The 16,218-nt window shown below is 38.3% G+C and carries 16 protein-coding genes; 14 read left to right on the top strand and 2 right to left on the bottom strand.

Annotation, left to right across the window (positions count from 1 at the left end):
- The first annotated feature begins 5 nt into the window (after positions 1–5).
- From fliS to hpf, 3 genes are all read left to right on the top strand, one after another.
- Positions 6–407 carry a flagellar export chaperone FliS gene (gene fliS, locus AC1VNJ_RS19365; protein ID WP_028412023.1) on the top strand — a complete coding sequence of 134 codons (402 nt, stop codon included), beginning with the start codon at positions 6–8 and terminating at the stop codon, positions 405–407.
- 2 nt (positions 408–409) lie between these two features.
- On the top strand, positions 410–748 hold the full coding sequence (fliT, locus tag AC1VNJ_RS19360; RefSeq protein WP_482641191.1) for a flagellar protein FliT: 339 nt from the start codon (positions 410–412) through the stop codon (positions 746–748).
- A 188-nt stretch (positions 749–936) separates the two neighbouring features.
- Positions 937–1,488 (top strand): ribosome hibernation-promoting factor, HPF/YfiA family, encoded by a 552-nt coding sequence (gene hpf / locus AC1VNJ_RS19355; protein WP_013059750.1) that lies wholly within the window; start codon positions 937–939, stop codon positions 1,486–1,488.
- A gap of 73 nt (positions 1,489–1,561) precedes the next feature.
- Here the strand turns inward: hpf and AC1VNJ_RS19350 are convergent, their stop codons facing one another.
- Positions 1,562–1,966: a GNAT family N-acetyltransferase gene (locus tag AC1VNJ_RS19350; RefSeq protein WP_034264301.1), complete on the bottom strand. Its 405-nt coding sequence runs from the start codon at positions 1,964–1,966 to the stop codon at positions 1,562–1,564.
- A gap of 226 nt (positions 1,967–2,192) precedes the next feature.
- Here AC1VNJ_RS19350 and secA point away from each other — a divergent pair, with 226 nt between their 5' ends.
- The 6 genes from secA to cccB all read left to right on the top strand — a co-directional run bounded on the left by secA (position 2,193) and on the right by cccB (position 9,406).
- Positions 2,193–4,709 carry a preprotein translocase subunit SecA gene (gene secA, locus AC1VNJ_RS19345; RefSeq protein WP_013059748.1) on the top strand — a complete coding sequence of 839 codons (2,517 nt, stop codon included), beginning with the start codon at positions 2,193–2,195 and terminating at the stop codon, positions 4,707–4,709.
- A gap of 99 nt (positions 4,710–4,808) precedes the next feature.
- A protein-coding gene (prfB, locus tag AC1VNJ_RS19340) for a peptide chain release factor 2 (RefSeq protein ID WP_114896991.1) occupies positions 4,809–5,907 on the top strand; the annotation gives its coding sequence in 2 pieces (ribosomal slippage) (positions 4,809–4,871 and positions 4,873–5,907; 1,098 coding nt in all).
- Between the two features lie 305 nt (positions 5,908–6,212).
- Positions 6,213–7,946, top strand: coding sequence for an alkaline phosphatase D family protein (locus tag AC1VNJ_RS19335; RefSeq protein ID WP_371129336.1), 1,734 nt, complete (start codon positions 6,213–6,215; stop codon positions 7,944–7,946).
- A 26-nt stretch (positions 7,947–7,972) separates the two neighbouring features.
- Positions 7,973–8,203: a twin-arginine translocase TatA/TatE family subunit gene (locus tag AC1VNJ_RS19330; protein WP_482641190.1), complete on the top strand. Its 231-nt coding sequence runs from the start codon at positions 7,973–7,975 to the stop codon at positions 8,201–8,203.
- 47 nt (positions 8,204–8,250) lie between these two features.
- Positions 8,251–8,967 carry a twin-arginine translocase subunit TatC gene (gene tatC / locus AC1VNJ_RS19325; RefSeq protein ID WP_047749597.1) on the top strand — a complete coding sequence of 239 codons (717 nt, stop codon included), beginning with the start codon at positions 8,251–8,253 and terminating at the stop codon, positions 8,965–8,967.
- A gap of 124 nt (positions 8,968–9,091) precedes the next feature.
- Positions 9,092–9,406, top strand: a complete 315-nt coding sequence (cccB, locus tag AC1VNJ_RS19320) for a cytochrome c551 (protein ID WP_013059743.1) — start codon at positions 9,092–9,094, stop codon at positions 9,404–9,406.
- Between the two features lie 25 nt (positions 9,407–9,431).
- On the opposite strand, the gene AC1VNJ_RS19315 is transcribed toward cccB, so the two are convergent.
- A complete protein-coding gene (locus AC1VNJ_RS19315) occupies positions 9,432–9,968 on the bottom strand; it encodes a flavodoxin family protein (RefSeq protein ID WP_028412030.1) in 537 nt (178 codons plus the stop codon).
- A 338-nt stretch (positions 9,969–10,306) separates the two neighbouring features.
- Here AC1VNJ_RS19315 and ftsE point away from each other — a divergent pair, with 338 nt between their 5' ends.
- The 5 genes from ftsE (at position 10,307) to AC1VNJ_RS19290 (ending at position 16,209) form a co-directional block, all read left to right on the top strand.
- Positions 10,307–10,993 (top strand): cell division ATP-binding protein FtsE, encoded by a 687-nt coding sequence (gene ftsE / locus AC1VNJ_RS19310; RefSeq protein ID WP_013085414.1) that lies wholly within the window; start codon positions 10,307–10,309, stop codon positions 10,991–10,993.
- Positions 10,983–11,873 carry a permease-like cell division protein FtsX gene (ftsX, locus tag AC1VNJ_RS19305; RefSeq protein ID WP_014457813.1) on the top strand — a complete coding sequence of 297 codons (891 nt, stop codon included), beginning with the start codon at positions 10,983–10,985 and terminating at the stop codon, positions 11,871–11,873. The genes ftsE and ftsX overlap by 11 nt, the downstream gene beginning before the upstream one ends.
- Before the next feature lie 160 nt (positions 11,874–12,033).
- Entirely contained in the window at positions 12,034–13,242 is a 1,209-nt protein-coding gene (locus AC1VNJ_RS19300) for a murein hydrolase activator EnvC family protein (protein WP_033580413.1), read from the top strand.
- Positions 13,243–13,415: 173 nt separating this feature from the next.
- The gene (locus AC1VNJ_RS19295) at positions 13,416–14,855 is read left to right on the top strand and encodes a S41 family peptidase (protein ID WP_028412032.1); all 1,440 of its coding nucleotides are present in this window, start codon (positions 13,416–13,418) and stop codon (positions 14,853–14,855) included.
- A gap of 163 nt (positions 14,856–15,018) precedes the next feature.
- Positions 15,019–16,209: a PDZ domain-containing protein gene (locus AC1VNJ_RS19290; protein ID WP_034264283.1), complete on the top strand. Its 1,191-nt coding sequence runs from the start codon at positions 15,019–15,021 to the stop codon at positions 16,207–16,209.
- The last annotated feature ends 9 nt before the right edge of the window (positions 16,210–16,218 follow it).

Raw genomic sequence — 16,218 nt, 5'->3', positions numbered from 1 at the left:
CGTTTATGGCAGCAAATAATCCATATCAAGCGTATCAGCAGGGAGCTGTTCAGACTGCCTCTCCAGGAGAGTTAACGCTTATGCTGTATAACGGGTGTTTGAAATTTATCAAACTTGCACGAACAGGCATACAGGAAAAAAATATTGAGCTAAAAAATACGAATTTGTTAAAAGCACAAAATATTATTCAAGAATTAATGATTACCCTTGATACAAACGTGCAAGTTGCTAAGTCTATGATGACTATGTATGACTATATCAACCAGTGTTTAATTGAAGCGAACACAAAAAATGACATAGAGAGCTTGGATGAAGCCGAACAATATGTAACAGAGTTCCGCGATACGTGGAAGCAAGTTGTGCAGCTTCACCGCCAGCAAGTCCATGGAAGCGGCGGCCAAGCATAAATATGATAAACGAACTGTATCGAATAACTGACGAGATTTACCGACTTACTCAAATATTTTCTGACAAAAATCGAGAAGAGGACATTCAGAAATTAGAGTATCTTCTATTAAAAAGACGTGACCTCATGGAGAAGCTGCCGCCAAAAAGTAGAGATCATGAATGGATGGGTAAGAAAATTGTCGAAATGAATAAGACGATTGATCAAAATCTGATCTTCATCCGGCATCGAATCATGGAAGATCTCCGTTTGCTAAAAGTGAAAAAAAAGCATAATAACAGCTATGTAAACCCTTACGAAATGAAATCGTTTGATGGGATGTTTTACGATAAAAAAAATTAATTTTGCGTAAAAAATACAACCCTTCTTCTTATGAAGAAGGTCTATTTTTTTGGTTTTTTCATAAACTTTTCTCAGGTTCCAAAAATTTTCACTAAATTTTCTAAAAATTTTAATAGTTTAGGAAGGGATTGTGTCGGGTATTGTAGAATTGTAGAGGTATAGCAATGGATTAAAGGAGGAGTTCGAACATGATGTATAACATTCGCGGTGAAAACATTGAGGTGACTCCAGCAATTAGGGAATACGTAGAGAAAAAGCTTGGTAAGTTAGAGCGTTATTTCGACGAGACACCAACTGCTGACGTAAATGTAAACTTAAAAGTCTACAATAACGATCAAAAAATAGAAGTCACAATCCCAATGAATGATCTCGTATTGAGAGCTGAAGAGACCCACAGTGATTTATACGCAGCTGTCGATCTTGTCCTAGATAAATTAGAGCGTCAAATTCGTAAACATAAAACAAAAGTGAATCGAAAAATGCGTGAAAAAGGTGCTGAGAAGTATCTATTTGCAGCATTAGAAAGTGAAGCGAACGTAGCTGTTGCAACTGAAGAGGATGAATTAGAGCTAGTTCGTACAAAACGATTTAATTTAAAACCAATGGATAGCGAAGAGGCTATTTTACAAATGAATATGTTAGGACATAGTTTCTTTGTATTTACAAATGCTGAGACAAACATTACAAACGTTGTGTACCGAAGAAAAGATGGCCGATATGGATTGATTGAACCAAACTAAAGGTTACAGTCTTTCTTAAATAAGAGCAGTAAAATAAAAGCAGCGTGCTTCCGCACGCTGCTTTTTTAGCTGTTTAAAAAAATAGTTCCATAACTACATAGCGTGTAGAAGATTTGGTGAATACACGCGTGGTTTCTTTCATTTTGAATGCCTGATAAAAAGATACTTTATTTTCTCGTGCGTTACACCAGACCCTTCGTATCCCAAGATTCTTGAGTTTGAACAAAACTTCTTTTAGCAAATGACTGCCGTACCCTTTTCCTTGTTCTTCTTTGAGCGTAGCAAATTTCCGGAATTGAGCTTCATCACCTGTTATAAATAAGGAAACAACTGATTTTAACTCTCCTTCTGCAAACAGTCCATAGTGCATGCCTGATGGATCCTCTTTCAGCTGAACATAACTGAAATCTTTATGAGGCCACATGACGATATGTCGGACTTCCCAAGCTTGTTCTTTCGTAATCGTTTGAACGTTCATTCTACATTCCCCTTTTTTATTGTAAGAGTGAGGCAGGGAAAATCACAATAGAAAATAACTCCTTAATAGAGTAGTACTAGTAAAGAGACAGACGAAAAAGGGTACAAGTTGCTACTTGTTTAGCTGCAATGTTACAATTTTACTCAGAATGTTTTATAATGAAAGATACAGATATGAATGAAAATAGTATAAAATGTACTGATTATAAATAGAGGAGCGTTTTAATATGCTTGGATTATTTAAAAAAGTGTTTGACGGCAATCAGCGCCAAATCGGCCGTTTAGAAAAAATGGCGGACCAAATTGATGCGTTAGGTCCTGAAATAGCGTCTTTAACGGACGATCAGCTTCGTGAAAAAACAGCTGAATTTCAACAACGCTACCAAAATGGTGAATCGCTCGATAACCTATTAGATGAAGCTTTTGCGGTTGTACGTGAAGCAGCGAAACGTGTGTTAGGCATGTATCCGTACAAAGTTCAGCTAATGGGGGGTATTTCTCTGCATGAAGGGAATATCTCGGAAATGAAAACGGGTGAAGGTAAAACGTTGACAGCTACTATGCCTGTATACTTAAACGCCATTACAGGCAAAGGTGTACATGTAGTAACAGTCAATGAATACTTAGCGAGCCGTGATGCTAGTGAAATGGGTCGTTTATATGAATTCCTAGGCTTGAAAGTAGGGTTAAACTTAAACCATTTAACGCGTGAAGAAAAACAAGAAGCATATGCAGCGGATATTACGTATAGTACAAATAATGAACTAGGATTTGACTATTTACGTGATAACATGGTGCTTTATAAAGAACAAATGGTTCAACGTCCGCTTCATTTTGCTGTAATCGATGAAGTTGACTCTATCTTAATTGATGAAGCACGTACGCCGCTTATTATATCCGGCAGCGCACAGAAATCGACTGCGCTTTATATTCAAGCTAATGCATTCGTTCGCACGCTTGATAAAGAAACCGATTTTACTTTTGATATCAAAACAAAAAGCGTTCAGCTAACCGAAGAAGGTATGTCAAAAGCCGAGCGCGCATTTGGCATTGAAAACTTATTTGATATTTCACACGTAGCGCTAAACCATCACATCAACCAAGCGCTTAAAGCACATGTAACGATGCAAAACGATGTGGATTATGTAATTGATGAAGATCAAGTCGTAATCGTTGACCAATTTACTGGTCGTTTGATGAAAGGAAGACGTTTTAGTGACGGCTTGCATCAAGCTATCGAAGCTAAAGAGAACGTTGAGATTCAAAATGAAAGCATGACGTTAGCTACAATTACATTCCAAAACTACTTCCGTATGTATGAAAAATTATCAGGTATGACGGGTACAGCTAAAACGGAAGAAGAAGAATTCCGTAATATCTACAACATGCACGTTGTCGTTATTCCGACAAACAAGCCAATTTCACGTGATGATAAAGCGGATTTAATTTACAAGTCAATGGAAGGCAAGTTTAATGCGGTAGTGGAAGATATTGCCGAGCGCCACGCAAAAGGACAGCCTGTTCTTGTTGGTACAGTTGCGATTGAAACATCTGAAGTTTTATCAGCATTATTAAAGAAAAAAGGCATTCGCCATCACGTTTTAAATGCAAAACAGCATGAGCGTGAAGCGGATATTATCGAGAATGCGGGTCACAAAGGTGCGGTAACAATCGCAACGAATATGGCCGGTCGTGGTACGGATATTAAACTAGGTGAAGGTGTCGTTGAAGCTGGAGGTCTTGCTGTAATTGGTACAGAGCGTCATGAATCACGCCGTATTGATAATCAGCTCCGCGGACGTGCTGGACGTCAAGGGGACCCAGGGGTGTCTCAATTCTATCTATCCATGGAAGATGAATTAATGCGCCGATTTGGTTCTGATAATATGATGGCGATGATGGATCGTCTTGGTATGGATGATTCACAGCCAATTCAAAGTAAAATTGTAACAAGAGCTGTTGAATCCGCTCAAAAACGCGTTGAAGGTAATAACTTTGATGCGCGTAAACAATTGCTTCAATATGATGATGTTCTTCGTCAGCAGCGTGAAGTTATTTACAAACAGCGCTTTGAAGTGCTTGATTCAGACAACTTACGTGCGATTGTAGAACGTATGATTGAATCAACGCTACAGCGTGTGGTTGAGGTAAATACACCGCGTGAAGAATTAGAAGAAGAATGGAATTTACAAGCGATTATTGATTACGTAAATGCTAATGTTCTTGAAGAAGGCGAAGTCACAGAAGAAGATCTTCGCCGTAAAGAGCCTGAAGAAATGGTAGAACTGCTGGTAGATCATGCAAAAGCTCGTTATAATGAAAAAGAAGAGCAGCTCCCTGAAGAACAAATGCGTGAATTCGAAAAAGTAGTTGTTCTTAGAGCAGTTGATTCTAAATGGATGGATCATATCGATACGATGGATCAGCTTCGCCAAGGTATCCACCTTCGTGCGTACGGCCAAACAGATCCTCTTCGCGAATACCAAATGGAAGGTTTTGCGATGTTTGAAAATATGATTGCAACCATTGAAGAAGAAGTGACGAAGTATATCATGAAAGCAGAAATTAACAACAACCTTGAGCGTCAAGAAGTAGCGCAAGGTCAGGCGGCTGTTCATCCAAAAGAAGGAGACGCGCCGGCTAAGAAGAAGCCAAAAGTAAATGCGATAGAAGTTGGCCGAAATGATCCTTGTATCTGTGGAAGTGGCAAAAAGTATAAAAACTGCTGCGGTAAAGAATCATAAAATAAGAGTCAATTAGTATAGAATGAACTAGTACAGGAAGGAAATGAGTCTTCTCATTTCCTTCCTGTGCGTCAAAAATAAAATAGAGGTGTTTAACTCATGGATTTAGTAGAAATTAAGCAAGAACTTGACAAAACAGCTAAGCGATTAGCGGACTTTAGGGGGTCTCTTTGACCTCGATACAAAACAAGCTCGTATCGATGAATTAGATGAGACTATGGCTGATCCAAATTTTTGGAATGACCAGCAGGCAGCTCAGACTGTTATTAATGAAGCCAATGGTTTAAAAGATGCAGTAAATCAATTTAACCACTTAGATGAAACATACGAAAATTTACAGATATCTCATGAACTTGTAAAAGAAGAATACGATGAAGATTTAGCAGAAGAACTAGTTAGTGAACTAAAAGAGCTTATTTCAGGCATGAACGACTTTGAATTACAGCTGCTTTTAAGCGAGCCGTATGATAAAAATAACGCCATTTTAGAATTGCACCCAGGTGCTGGTGGAACAGAATCACAGGATTGGGGTTCAATGTTACTACGTATGTATACGCGCTGGGCGGAGAAAAAAGGTTTCAAAGTAGAAACACTTGATTACTTACCTGGGGATGAAGCTGGTATTAAAAGTGTAACGCTTTTAATTAAAGGCCATAATGCGTACGGGTATTTAAAAGCTGAAAAAGGCGTTCATCGTCTCGTTCGTATTTCTCCGTTTGATTCATCAGGCCGTCGCCATACGTCATTCGTATCGTGCGACATAATGCCGGAATTTAACGATGAAATTTCAATTGATATTCGTACGGAAGATTTGAAGGTTGATACGTACCGTGCAAGCGGTGCCGGAGGTCAGCATATCAATACAACAGATTCAGCTGTTCGTATTACTCACCTCCCAACTAATGTAGTCGTATCTTGTCAGACGGAACGTTCACAAATTAAAAACCGTGAGCAAGCAATGAAGATGTTAAAATCTAAGTTGTATCAGTTAGAAATTGAGAAGCAGCAAGAACAGCTAGCTGAAATCCGCGGAGAACAAAAAGATATTGGATGGGGAAGTCAAATTCGTTCTTACGTATTCCATCCGTATTCGTTAGTAAAAGATCACCGCACAAATACCGAAGTCGGAAACACGCAAAGTGTAATGGATGGAGATCTAGATCCGTTTATTGATGCGTATTTACGTTCTCATATTTAATCAAAAGGCAGTATACCTCGGTATGCTGCCTTTTTTTAGTTGTTAGGACTTTGTAAAATTTGAATGAAGAAAAACGAGCGTAAAGAACTATTTGTAGATAGAAAATTAAGAAAATGCAGAAATTTAAAGGTTGCTGTCGTCCGTTCGCTTATTTTGTCAATGAAATAAAATGGTTTAAAATACCTATTTTATGGTAAATGCTTCTTTACAATCCTTTATACCTCTTTTACAAACAGCTTTTATAATTTGAGTTAAATCAAGAGGAAGGGGCATGTGCAGTGGCAAATAAATCGTTACACGAATTAATAGAGCAAGTAAAACAGAACAGTTTTTCTTCGAGTAAAGGGTTTGATAGAAGGCGTTTTTTACAAGGAGCTGGAAAAGTAGCAGGAGTATCACTTGGCTTAACAATTGCTCAGTCTATCGGTTTAAATGCAGTAGAAGTTTCAGCGGCAGCGCCTAAATTTTCAAGTTATCCGTTCACTTTAGGCGTCGCATCGGGAGATCCTTTAGCAGATAGTATTGTTCTTTGGACAAGATTAGCACCAGACCCATTGAATGGCGGGGGAATGCCTAATCAACCCGTTCCAGTAAAATGGGAGCTTGCCGAAGATGAAGACTTTCATCGAATTGTCAAACGAGGAACAGAAATAGCTAGACCTGAACTTGCTCACTCTGTTCACGTTGATGTAAAAGGATTAAAGCCAGGCCGTATTTATTATTATCGATTTAAAAGCGGTCATGAGTTAAGCCCGGTTGGAAAAACAAAAACACTTCCTTCAGCAAATGCAGAAGTAGCCAGCATGACGTTTGCATTCGCTTCGTGTCAACAGTATGAACATGGTTACTTTACAGCTTATGAACATATGGTTAAAGAACAATTGGATTTTGTGGTTCATTTGGGCGATTACATCTATGAATATGGACCAAACGAGTATGTGGCTGCAAGCGGAAATGTTCGTACTCACAGCAGCGCAGAAATTCAAACGCTTCAAGACTATCGAAACAGGCATGCTCAGTACAGGTCAGATGCCAATTTGAAGTCTGCTCATGCTGCTTTTCCTTGGATTGTGACGTGGGATGATCATGAAGTAGAAAACAATTATGCAAATGTAATTCCTGAAAAAGGACAATCAGTAGAAGCATTTATTCAACGCCGCGCGGCAGCTTATCAAGCTTATTACGAACATATGCCTTTGCGTCAAACATCCTTGCCTCACGGAACGGATATGAGATTGTATCGTGACTTTTCATATGGGAAACTAGCTTCCTTTCAAGTGTTGGATACGCGTCAATACAGAGACGATCAAGCAAACGGAGACGGAACAAAGCCGCAAACGCCAGAATCTCTTGATCCTAAACGTACACTATTAGGGATTGAACAAGAAAAATGGCTTTTTACTAATCTTGAAAAATCAGCGTGTCATTGGAACGTACTGGCTCAACAAATTTTCTTTGCTCCCAGAAAATTTGGAACGGCGGCTAAGCCTACATACAGCATGGATGCATGGGATGGGTATACGGCGAATCGTCAGCGTGTTATTGATTTTATTGAAAAGAAAAAGTTGGACAACGTCATTGTACTAACTGGAGATGTGCACGCTAACTGGGCTTCTAATTTACACACGGATTTTGCCAATCTTAATTCAAGAATTATTGGTGCAGAGTTCGTTGGCACCTCCATCACTTCCGGAGGGAACGGAGCAGATAAACGAGCTGATACGGATAAAATTTTAAGTCAAAATCCACATCTTACATTCTTTAATGATTACAGAGGATATGTAAGGTGTACGGTCACTCCTGATATATGGCAAGCTGATTATCGCGTTGTGCCTTTTGTAACAGAACCTGGTGCGGAAATTTCAACTCGAGCTTCCTTTCAATATAAAAAAGATGGAAAAGGTATGACAGAAGTTGAAGTAAATAACGTGCCGCGTGGGCTAAAGATTTCTAAGGAAGTAGAGGAAGATCGTATGCGGGCACACGGGAAAGCACATGAAAAACAAGAGTTGAAAAAGAAAGAAAAAGTACAGCAGTAAATTGAGTAAGGGAAAGGAGGTCAAGTATGCTTTCTAATATTGGAATTCCTGGTTTAGTTATTATTTTGATCATTGCGTTAATTATTTTTGGGCCGTCTAAGCTGCCGGAAGTTGGACGGGCGTTTGGGCGAACATTAACTGAATTTAAAGGAGCAGCAAAAGGGCTCGTATCAGATGATGAAAGTGTTAAAGAAAAGCAGGCAGCAACCGTTTCTGAACAAAAAAGGAATGAATCGACATTGCAAGTAAGGAAATAGACGAGGAAACTCGTCTATTTCTACTTGTCAGAAAGGAGAAATAGACAATGGGAGAAATGAGCTTGATGGAGCACCTTGAAGAATTGCGTGTTCGTATTATTAAAACACTTTGTGCATTTGTAGTTTTACTTATTGTCAGTTTTGTATTTGTACAAGATATTTATCAGTGGCTAGTGAAAGATTTGGACGGTAAGCTTGCTGTACTTGGACCAAGTGAAATTGTATGGATTTATATGGTGATTGCATTTGTTTTTGCGCTTGCTTTTACACTTCCAGTAGCTGCTTATCAAGTATTTCGGTTTGTTTCACCGGGATTAAAAAAGGAAGAGCATAAGATTATGATTACCTTCATTCCATTCTTTTTTCTCTTATTTGTAAGTGGCTTGGGGTTTGGTTATTTTGTTTTATTTCCAATGGTTTTAGCATTTTTAACAGGTTTGTCGAATGATCAGTTTTCACTCATGTTTACGGCGGAGCATTATTTCCGTTTTATGCTTAATCTGTGTTTACCATTTGGTTTTTTATTTGAAATGCCTTTAGTTGTCTTATTTTTAACGCGTTTAGGGGTTCTAAATCCAGTGAGGTTAGCTAAAGCAAGGAAGTTATCTTATTTTGCTTTAATTGTGATATCTGTGCTTATTACTCCTCCTGATTTTATTTCGGATATTTTAGTCATTGTCCCGCTTCTGCTCTTATATGAGCTCAGTGTGACAATTTCACGCGTAGTATACAAAAAACGTTTAGGAAACGAATCAATTGCTTGACCTCATACATAAATACGATGAGAGAATTCATGAAATTGAAACAAAGTCCTTGTAAACAGAGTGTTTTAAACATTCTTGAGTAGGTTATAATAGAGTGAAAACTCTACAGCAAGGGGGAGAAGGCTTGAAAAAAGTATTATTAACGTTAACAATTGGCCTAGCGCTTGTTTTGTCCGCGTGCGGCGGAGGCAGTTCCAAAAATGAATCTGCCGGTGAATCTTCAGCGAGTGCAGAAGATATTGTGAAGAAAAACTGTACAGGCTGTCACGGTGTAGATTTAGGAGGAGCAAATGGGCCAAGCTTGCAGCATGTAGGCAGCAAGCACTCAGAAGCTGAAATTGAAAACATTATTAACAATGGTCAAGGCGGTATGCCAAAAGGACTGATTAATGAAGAAGATGCCAAAAAAGTTGCGGCTTGGCTGGCAAAGAAAAAATAAGACGGGTATCCGTCTTATTTTTGTGTTAAAGCTGCTTTAATTGTTCATTTAAGACAATAGCTTGCTGTTGAGCTTTGACATCTTTTGCTATGTCTCCAGGTGCATTGGCTTCTCCAATGATGTATCCGCTAAAGGAAGAACCAATAAAATCGACAATGTATTGAAATTGCATAATAAGAGGAAGGGCCTTTACAGATGCGCCTGTGCCCCCGACTACTAATACATAGACGCGCTTATTTTTCATTTGTTCTTTAAAGTTGATTGTCGAATCTCTAAGGCTTTCAGACCAACGATCCACAAAGTTCTTCATCAATCCGCTCATACCGTACCAGTAAAGAGGCGTAACAAATAAAATAGTATCGTGCGCTGCCATCTTTTTCGCTATATCATAATAATCATCTTGTTGATTGGTAAATCCATGTTCATCGTGACGCATATCAGTAATGGGGTTAATGGTATGCCTACGTAAGTAAACTTCTTCAGTATTGATATCTTTTAAGACTGCTTTAGCCAATTCTTCCGTATTTCCGTTTTCCCGTGAACTTCCATAAATAGTGATCATGTTATCTCTCCTCATCGTTTTTCTTATTTATCATACCTTGTTTGTAAAAAAGTAGACATGAATGTGCTTTGTCTAACGATATTCGTAAAAAAATGAACAGCAAAAAACAACAGAATTAAAAATAAGGATAAATTCTCATACCCTGCTAAAAATATCCTACTTATGTCATATTTGAAATAAAAATGTAATATTTTTGGGGCTTATTTTCACGAAGAGTGATGTTATAATGAGAAAGCGCGTGAGAAGAGTCGAATTTTTGGTTTGAATTGTAGAGTTTTGTCGTATTTTGACAAGTTTTACATAGTATTAAAATAACACACTTGATTAGGTGATTACTTATGATTGAAATGCAAAATGTATATAAAACGTATCCGAACGGTGTAAAAGCAATCAATGGCATTAGCATCAAGATTAATCAAGGTGAGTTTGCTTATATCGTAGGACCAAGTGGAGCAGGAAAATCCACTTTTATTAAAATGATGTATCGTGAAGAAAAGCCTTCTTCAGGAAATATCATTGTAAACGGTGCAAATGTAGCAAAAATAAAAGATAGCAGAGTTCCTATCTTTAGACGTCATATTGGTGTAGTCTTTCAAGATTTCAAGCTGCTTCCAAAATTAACGGTCTATGAAAACATTGCTTTTGCACTAGAAGTAATTGAGCAAAGTCCCGAAGAAATTAAAAAGCGAGTGCTAGAGGTGCTAGAGCTTGTTAAGTTAAAGGGTAAAATGGATTCTTTCCCTGATGAATTATCTGGAGGAGAGCAGCAGCGTGTGTCTATTGCGCGTTCAATTGTGAATAGTCCTAAGGTTGTCATCGCCGACGAACCGACAGGGAACCTTGATCCGGAGACTTCATGGGAAATCATGGATATTTTTGAGGAGATTAATAAACGCGGTACGACTATTTTAATGGCAACGCATAACCGTGAAATTGTAAATACAATTCGAAAGCGCGTAATTGCGATTGAAAATGGAAATGTTGTGCGTGATGAAGTAAGAGGTGAATACGGATATGAAGGCTAGGACATTCGGTCGCCACTTACGTGAAGGATCTAAAAGTTTAGGAAGAAACGGCTGGATGACATTCGCATCTGCAAGCGCGGTTACCGTGACGCTCTTGCTTGTAGGCGTATTTTTTATGTTGATGATGAATTTAAACCACATTGCTAAATTGATTGAAAATGATGTGGAAATTCGCGTTCACGTTGATGCTGCAGCGACAGCGGATGATCGAAAAGCAATGAAAGAAAAGCTAGATGCAATTAAGCAAGTTGATACGGTGACGTTTTCTTCTAAAGATAAAGAGTTAAAAGATTTAATTAATAGTATGGGTGATGAAGGACAAGCTTTTGAACCGTTTGAGCAGCAAAACCCATTAAATGATGTGTTTGTTGTTAAAACAAAAGAGCCGACTGATGTCGCAAAAGTAGCTAAACAAATTGAGAAATATCCGTATGCAGCAAAAGTTCAATACGGACAAGATCAAGTTGAAAAGTTATTTAAAGTGCTGAAAGTAGCTCGTAATATCGGAGTAGTACTGATTTTAGGGCTTCTATTTACAGCGATGTTCCTCATTTCAAATACAATTAAAATTACGATTGTAGCTCGCCGTGAAGAGATTGAAATTATGCGCTTAGTTGGAGCCACAAACTCCTTTATTCGCTGGCCGTTCTTTATTGAAGGTCTGTTTTTAGGAGTGCTTGGTTCTATTGTGCCAATTGCTGTTATTATCGGTGTGTACAGCGTTTTATATAATGAAGTTCAGCCTAAGTTCGATGGATTCTTTGAACTTTTACCTGCTTTTCCATTCGTGCTTCAAGTATCGCTATTACTACTTGTAATCGGTGGTCTAATTGGGATGTGGGGAAGTACATTATCCATCCGTAAATTCTTACGAAAATAAAGATAGATTTTTAACATAATAGATTATAACAACCTCACATTTGATGTTTATCAGATGTGAGGTTGTTGTGTAATTACAGATAAAAATAGAAAAAAGTGCTAATGGGGGTCTTGCTAATGCCCGTTTATACGGGGAAATATGTGCAAATGGGGAGAAACAAATGACACGTAAGACATTAGTAATGACAGCAGCAGTTTTAGTTGGACTAGGTACAGCTTGGATAGGTAATGAAAAAGTTGCTTATGCAGAAAGTGCCAGCACTACTAAACTCAGTGATTTAGAGAAAAAAAGTAACGATGTGAACCAAAATATTAATCAAAATAAAGAGAAATTAAAAGAAGTTCAAGAACAGCAAAAAAACGAAGAAGCTGAGATTGCGCGTTTGGATTCAGAAGTCGGACAGACAAATGCAGACATCCGCAGCCGTGAAGCTGAAGTAGAAAAAGCAAAGCAAGACATCGAAAAGCTGAAAAATGAAATTGACGTTGTAAAAAAAAGAATTGAAAAACGAAATGAGCTATTAAAAAAGCGTGCTCGTGCTTTACAAGAAAACGGCGGGTCTGTGGATTACATAGATGTACTGCTAGGCTCTGAAAGCTTCGGAGACTTTATTAGCAGAGTGAGTGCGGTTTCGACAATTGTAGGGGCTGACCGCGATTTGTTAATGCAGCATGAAGCTGATAAAAAGGCAAAAGAAGAGAAAGAAACAAAAGTTCAAAACAAGCTAACGGAAGTAAATCAAGCGCTTGAAGAACTTAAAAATCTTCGTGCGCAGCTGCAAAAACAAGTGGATGAAAAGAATCACCTCATGCAAACGCTCAAAGATCAGGAAAAAGAATTTAATGAAGAAGCCGTTGGATTAGAAGAGCAAGCTTCTATTTTAGCCGATCAAAAAAATGCAGCACAAGCTCAACAGCAAGAAATTGAAAAAGCCGGGGCAACAGAGGAGGCACCACCTGTTACAAGCGGGTCGTTTATGAGGCCGGCAAAGGGCCCGGTAACATCTCATTTTGGATATCGAGAAACGTTTGGAAGAGGACATTACGGTATTGATATTGGAAAGCGAGGAGAAAGTGTGCCAGTTGTAGCCGCAGCAAGCGGAAAAGTAATTAGAGCATATCATTCTTCTTCTTTTGGTAATGCCGTATTTATTCGTCACAATGTCGAAGGTCAGACGTGGGTTACAGTTTATGCTCACTTAGAGAGCTACAGCGTCTCAAGTGGTCAATCTATCAATAAAGGTCAACAATTAGGTTATATAGGGAACACAGGACGTTCGTTTGGTGCTCACCTGCATTTTGAATTGCATAAGGGCGATTGGAAAGGCAAAAGCTCTGCTGTAAACCCTGAACGTTATATTAAATTTTAAGTTCCTAGCATACGTGGTACAAGCTCAACATATAGTTTAACAAAAAGGCATCGCACTTGATTTGTGTGGTGCCTTTTGCTACAAATAACACATGCATCCTTTTTATTACATAGTTTTGGTTGTATCTATTATAATAAGAAGAGATGGCTTAAGGTTGAGGAGGATGAAAGAACTTGAATCGGAAAATCGTTGCACTATTAATGGCACTCTCCTTAGTTGTTGGAGCAGCAGGTACATATTTTGGCATTCAGTATGCAAATGCTGGAACGGTCAGTACCCCCCTTACAACTTCTTCAAATGATAGTAAAGTGGAAAAGGAAGAGCTAGACAAAATCAAGCAGGCTTACGAACTGATATCTTCAAAATATTACAAAGATGTAGATGACAAAAAATTATTAGATGGCGCAATCCAAGGAATGGTACAAACCTTAGGAGACCCTCACTCATCTTACATGGATAAGAAAACGGCACAGCAATTCACGCAGTCTCTTGATTCATCGTTTGAGGGGATTGGTGCTGAAGTAAGCATGGTAGATGGAAAAGTAACAATCGTAGCTCCGTTTAAACAATCTCCTGCGGAAAAAGCAGGATTAAAACCAAATGATCAGATTTTAAAGATCGATGGTAAAAGTATCGCGGGTCTTGAATTGAATGAAGCGGTATTAAAAATTCGAGGTAAAAAAGGCTCTACCGTGACATTAGATGTTCAAAGACCAGGCGTGAAAGAAACGATGAAAGTAAAAGTTGTAAGAGATGAGATTCCAATTGAAACCGTCTATTCTTCTGTTAAAAATGTAAACAATAAAAAAATTGGTTACATGGAAATTACGTCATTCTCTGAATCAACGGGAGACGAATTTACGAAACAGTTGAAAAAACTTGAAAATAAACATATTGATGGTTTAGTTCTAGATGTTCGTGGAAATCCTGGTGGCTATTTAACGAGTGTTGAAAAAATGCTCGATAAATTAGTAACGAATAAAAAGCCATACATTCAAATTGAAGATCGTAACGGTGAACGTCAAAAAGTGGTTTCTTCAATGAAAAAGCAAAAGGATTATCCAATTGTGGCCTTGATTGATGGAGGAAGTGCATCTGCTTCTGAAATTCTTGCCGGGGCATTAAAAGAAGCAGGCGGATACAAGCTAGTCGGTGAAAAATCCTATGGAAAAGGAACGGTTCAACAAGCTGTTCCAATGGAAGACGGCAGTAATTTAAAATTAACGTTCTATAAATGGCTAACGCCTGATGGAAACTGGATTAACGAAAAAGGTATAAAACCAACGGTAGAAGTCAAGCAGCCGGATTACTATTATGCAAATCCAATTCAAGTTGATAAAAAGCCATTAACACGTGATATGACAGGTGACCAAGTGAAGAATGCTCAAGTGATGCTAAAAGGCCTTGGCTTTGAACCTGGACGTACAGACGGATATTTTAGTAAAGAGACAGAAACAGCTGTAACTGCATTCCAAAAAGCCAATAAGCAAAAAGCTACAGGTGAAATTGATGAAGATACAGCAGCGCTTTTACAAACAAAACTATTAGAAAAAATTAAATCCAAAGATGAAGATCGTCAGCTTCAAACGGCTTTAAAGCTAGCTAGTCAATAAGAAGCAGAAAAAGTTCCGTGCTTTTCCAAAGCACGGAACTTTTTTTAGTAAAAACAACATTGTCGGTTAGTGATGCATTTTGATAAAATAAAGAAGCCTATGATACATAACAATCAATCGTAAATGTTGTAATAAAAATGTGAAAAATACAGGTGGTGAAAAAATGGATTTTGCATTAGAGCTTTTAAAAGGTATCGGGCGTTTATTTTTGCACCCGTTAACTTATTTATTTCTGCTCGTCTCGTTTTTTGTAGGTCTTTCTCGCGTCAAGAGAGAGCGTCAGAATTTTCATGTTCGCGTGTTTGATTTTATTTTAGAAGCAAAATATTTATTTTTTCCAGGTATCATTATTGGTTTGATTTTATCCGTTGTTACCGTGTTGCTAGGTGTCTATGTATCTATAGGAACGATTGTACTTGTAGCTGTTTTAACTTTTATCATAAGCGGCCCGTGGACGTTTAAATGGCTTTCTCCTTCTTATACCGTAGGACTGGCTGTGCTTGCGACCTTGCTTATTCCTGCAGCTGGTTTCGGTGAAGGATTTATTCAAACGTGGTCTGTGCAAGCTCATAACGCAGATTTACCTTCTCTTACTATTTTAATGTCGCTGCTTGTATTAGCAGAAGGATATTTAATTTGGAAGTTTGGAGCAAAAGGTACGTCTCCAGCCATTGTGAAAAGTAAAAGAGGGCAGGAAATTGGGGCTCATTATTCTCAAAAATTATGGGTTGTTCCGCTTTTTGTCTTAATTCCAGGCAGCGCCATTACGTCTGTGTTTCCATGGTGGCCTGTGTTATCTATTGACGGAACATCATTTAGCCTGTTTTTTGTTCCTTTTGCTATCGGTTTTTATCAGCGAATTCAAAGTATGGTTCCGTTTAAATCTATTGAATTTACCGGTAAGCGTGTATTAGCATTAGGCGTGGGATTAACGATTATTACAATTGCTGCTATTCTTTATCCTCCTGCCGCTGTCGCTGTTGTTATTCTAGCGATCATAGGAAGAGAGTGGATTCGTTTGCAGCAGCGTCGAAGCGATGAAAAAGCGCCCGCACTATTTACTAAGCGTACACAAGGTTTGGTTGTGTTAGGAATCATCCCTCATTCTCCGGCAGAGAAAATGGGTTTGAAAGTAGGAGAAGTGATTATTAAAGTAAATGGAATCGCTATATCTGAAGTCCATAAATTTTATGAAGCATTACAAGTGAATAACCGTGCTTTTTGTAAGCTAGAAGTTATTGACGAAAATGGAGAAGTTCGCTTTACTCAGCGAGCATTGTATGACAACGAACATCATGAACTAGGTATTTTGTTTGTACACAATTATACAAAACGTAATTCACAAGCTGGTTAAAAGACGGAT

The organism is Priestia sp. 3CA3, assembly GCF_056836725.1.
The sequence above is the reverse complement of the archived record's forward strand: the minus strand, read 5'-3'. Positions and strand labels throughout refer to the sequence as shown.

Excerpts from the sequence above, each read along its gene's own strand:
- AC1VNJ_RS19330 (WP_482641190.1), top strand. The coding sequence starts at position 7,973 with ATGCTTTCTAATATTGGAATTCCTGGTTTAGTTATTATTTTGATCATT.
- tatC (WP_047749597.1), top strand. The coding sequence starts at position 8,251 with ATGGGAGAAATGAGCTTGATGGAGCACCTTGAAGAATTGCGTGTTCGT.
- AC1VNJ_RS19315 (WP_028412030.1), bottom strand. The coding sequence starts at position 9,968 with ATGATCACTATTTATGGAAGTTCACGGGAAAACGGAAATACGGAAGAA.
- fliS (WP_028412023.1), top strand. The coding sequence starts at position 6 with ATGGCAGCAAATAATCCATATCAAGCGTATCAGCAGGGAGCTGTTCAG.
- hpf (WP_013059750.1), top strand. The coding sequence starts at position 937 with ATGATGTATAACATTCGCGGTGAAAACATTGAGGTGACTCCAGCAATT.
- AC1VNJ_RS19350 (WP_034264301.1), bottom strand. The coding sequence starts at position 1,966 with ATGAACGTTCAAACGATTACGAAAGAACAAGCTTGGGAAGTCCGACAT.
- ftsE (WP_013085414.1), top strand. The coding sequence starts at position 10,307 with ATGATTGAAATGCAAAATGTATATAAAACGTATCCGAACGGTGTAAAA.
- AC1VNJ_RS19300 (WP_033580413.1), top strand. The coding sequence starts at position 12,034 with ATGACACGTAAGACATTAGTAATGACAGCAGCAGTTTTAGTTGGACTA.
- secA (WP_013059748.1), top strand. The coding sequence starts at position 2,193 with ATGCTTGGATTATTTAAAAAAGTGTTTGACGGCAATCAGCGCCAAATC.
- AC1VNJ_RS19290 (WP_034264283.1), top strand. The coding sequence starts at position 15,019 with ATGGATTTTGCATTAGAGCTTTTAAAAGGTATCGGGCGTTTATTTTTG.
- ftsX (WP_014457813.1), top strand. The coding sequence starts at position 10,983 with ATGAAGGCTAGGACATTCGGTCGCCACTTACGTGAAGGATCTAAAAGT.
- fliT (WP_482641191.1), top strand. The coding sequence starts at position 410 with ATGATAAACGAACTGTATCGAATAACTGACGAGATTTACCGACTTACT.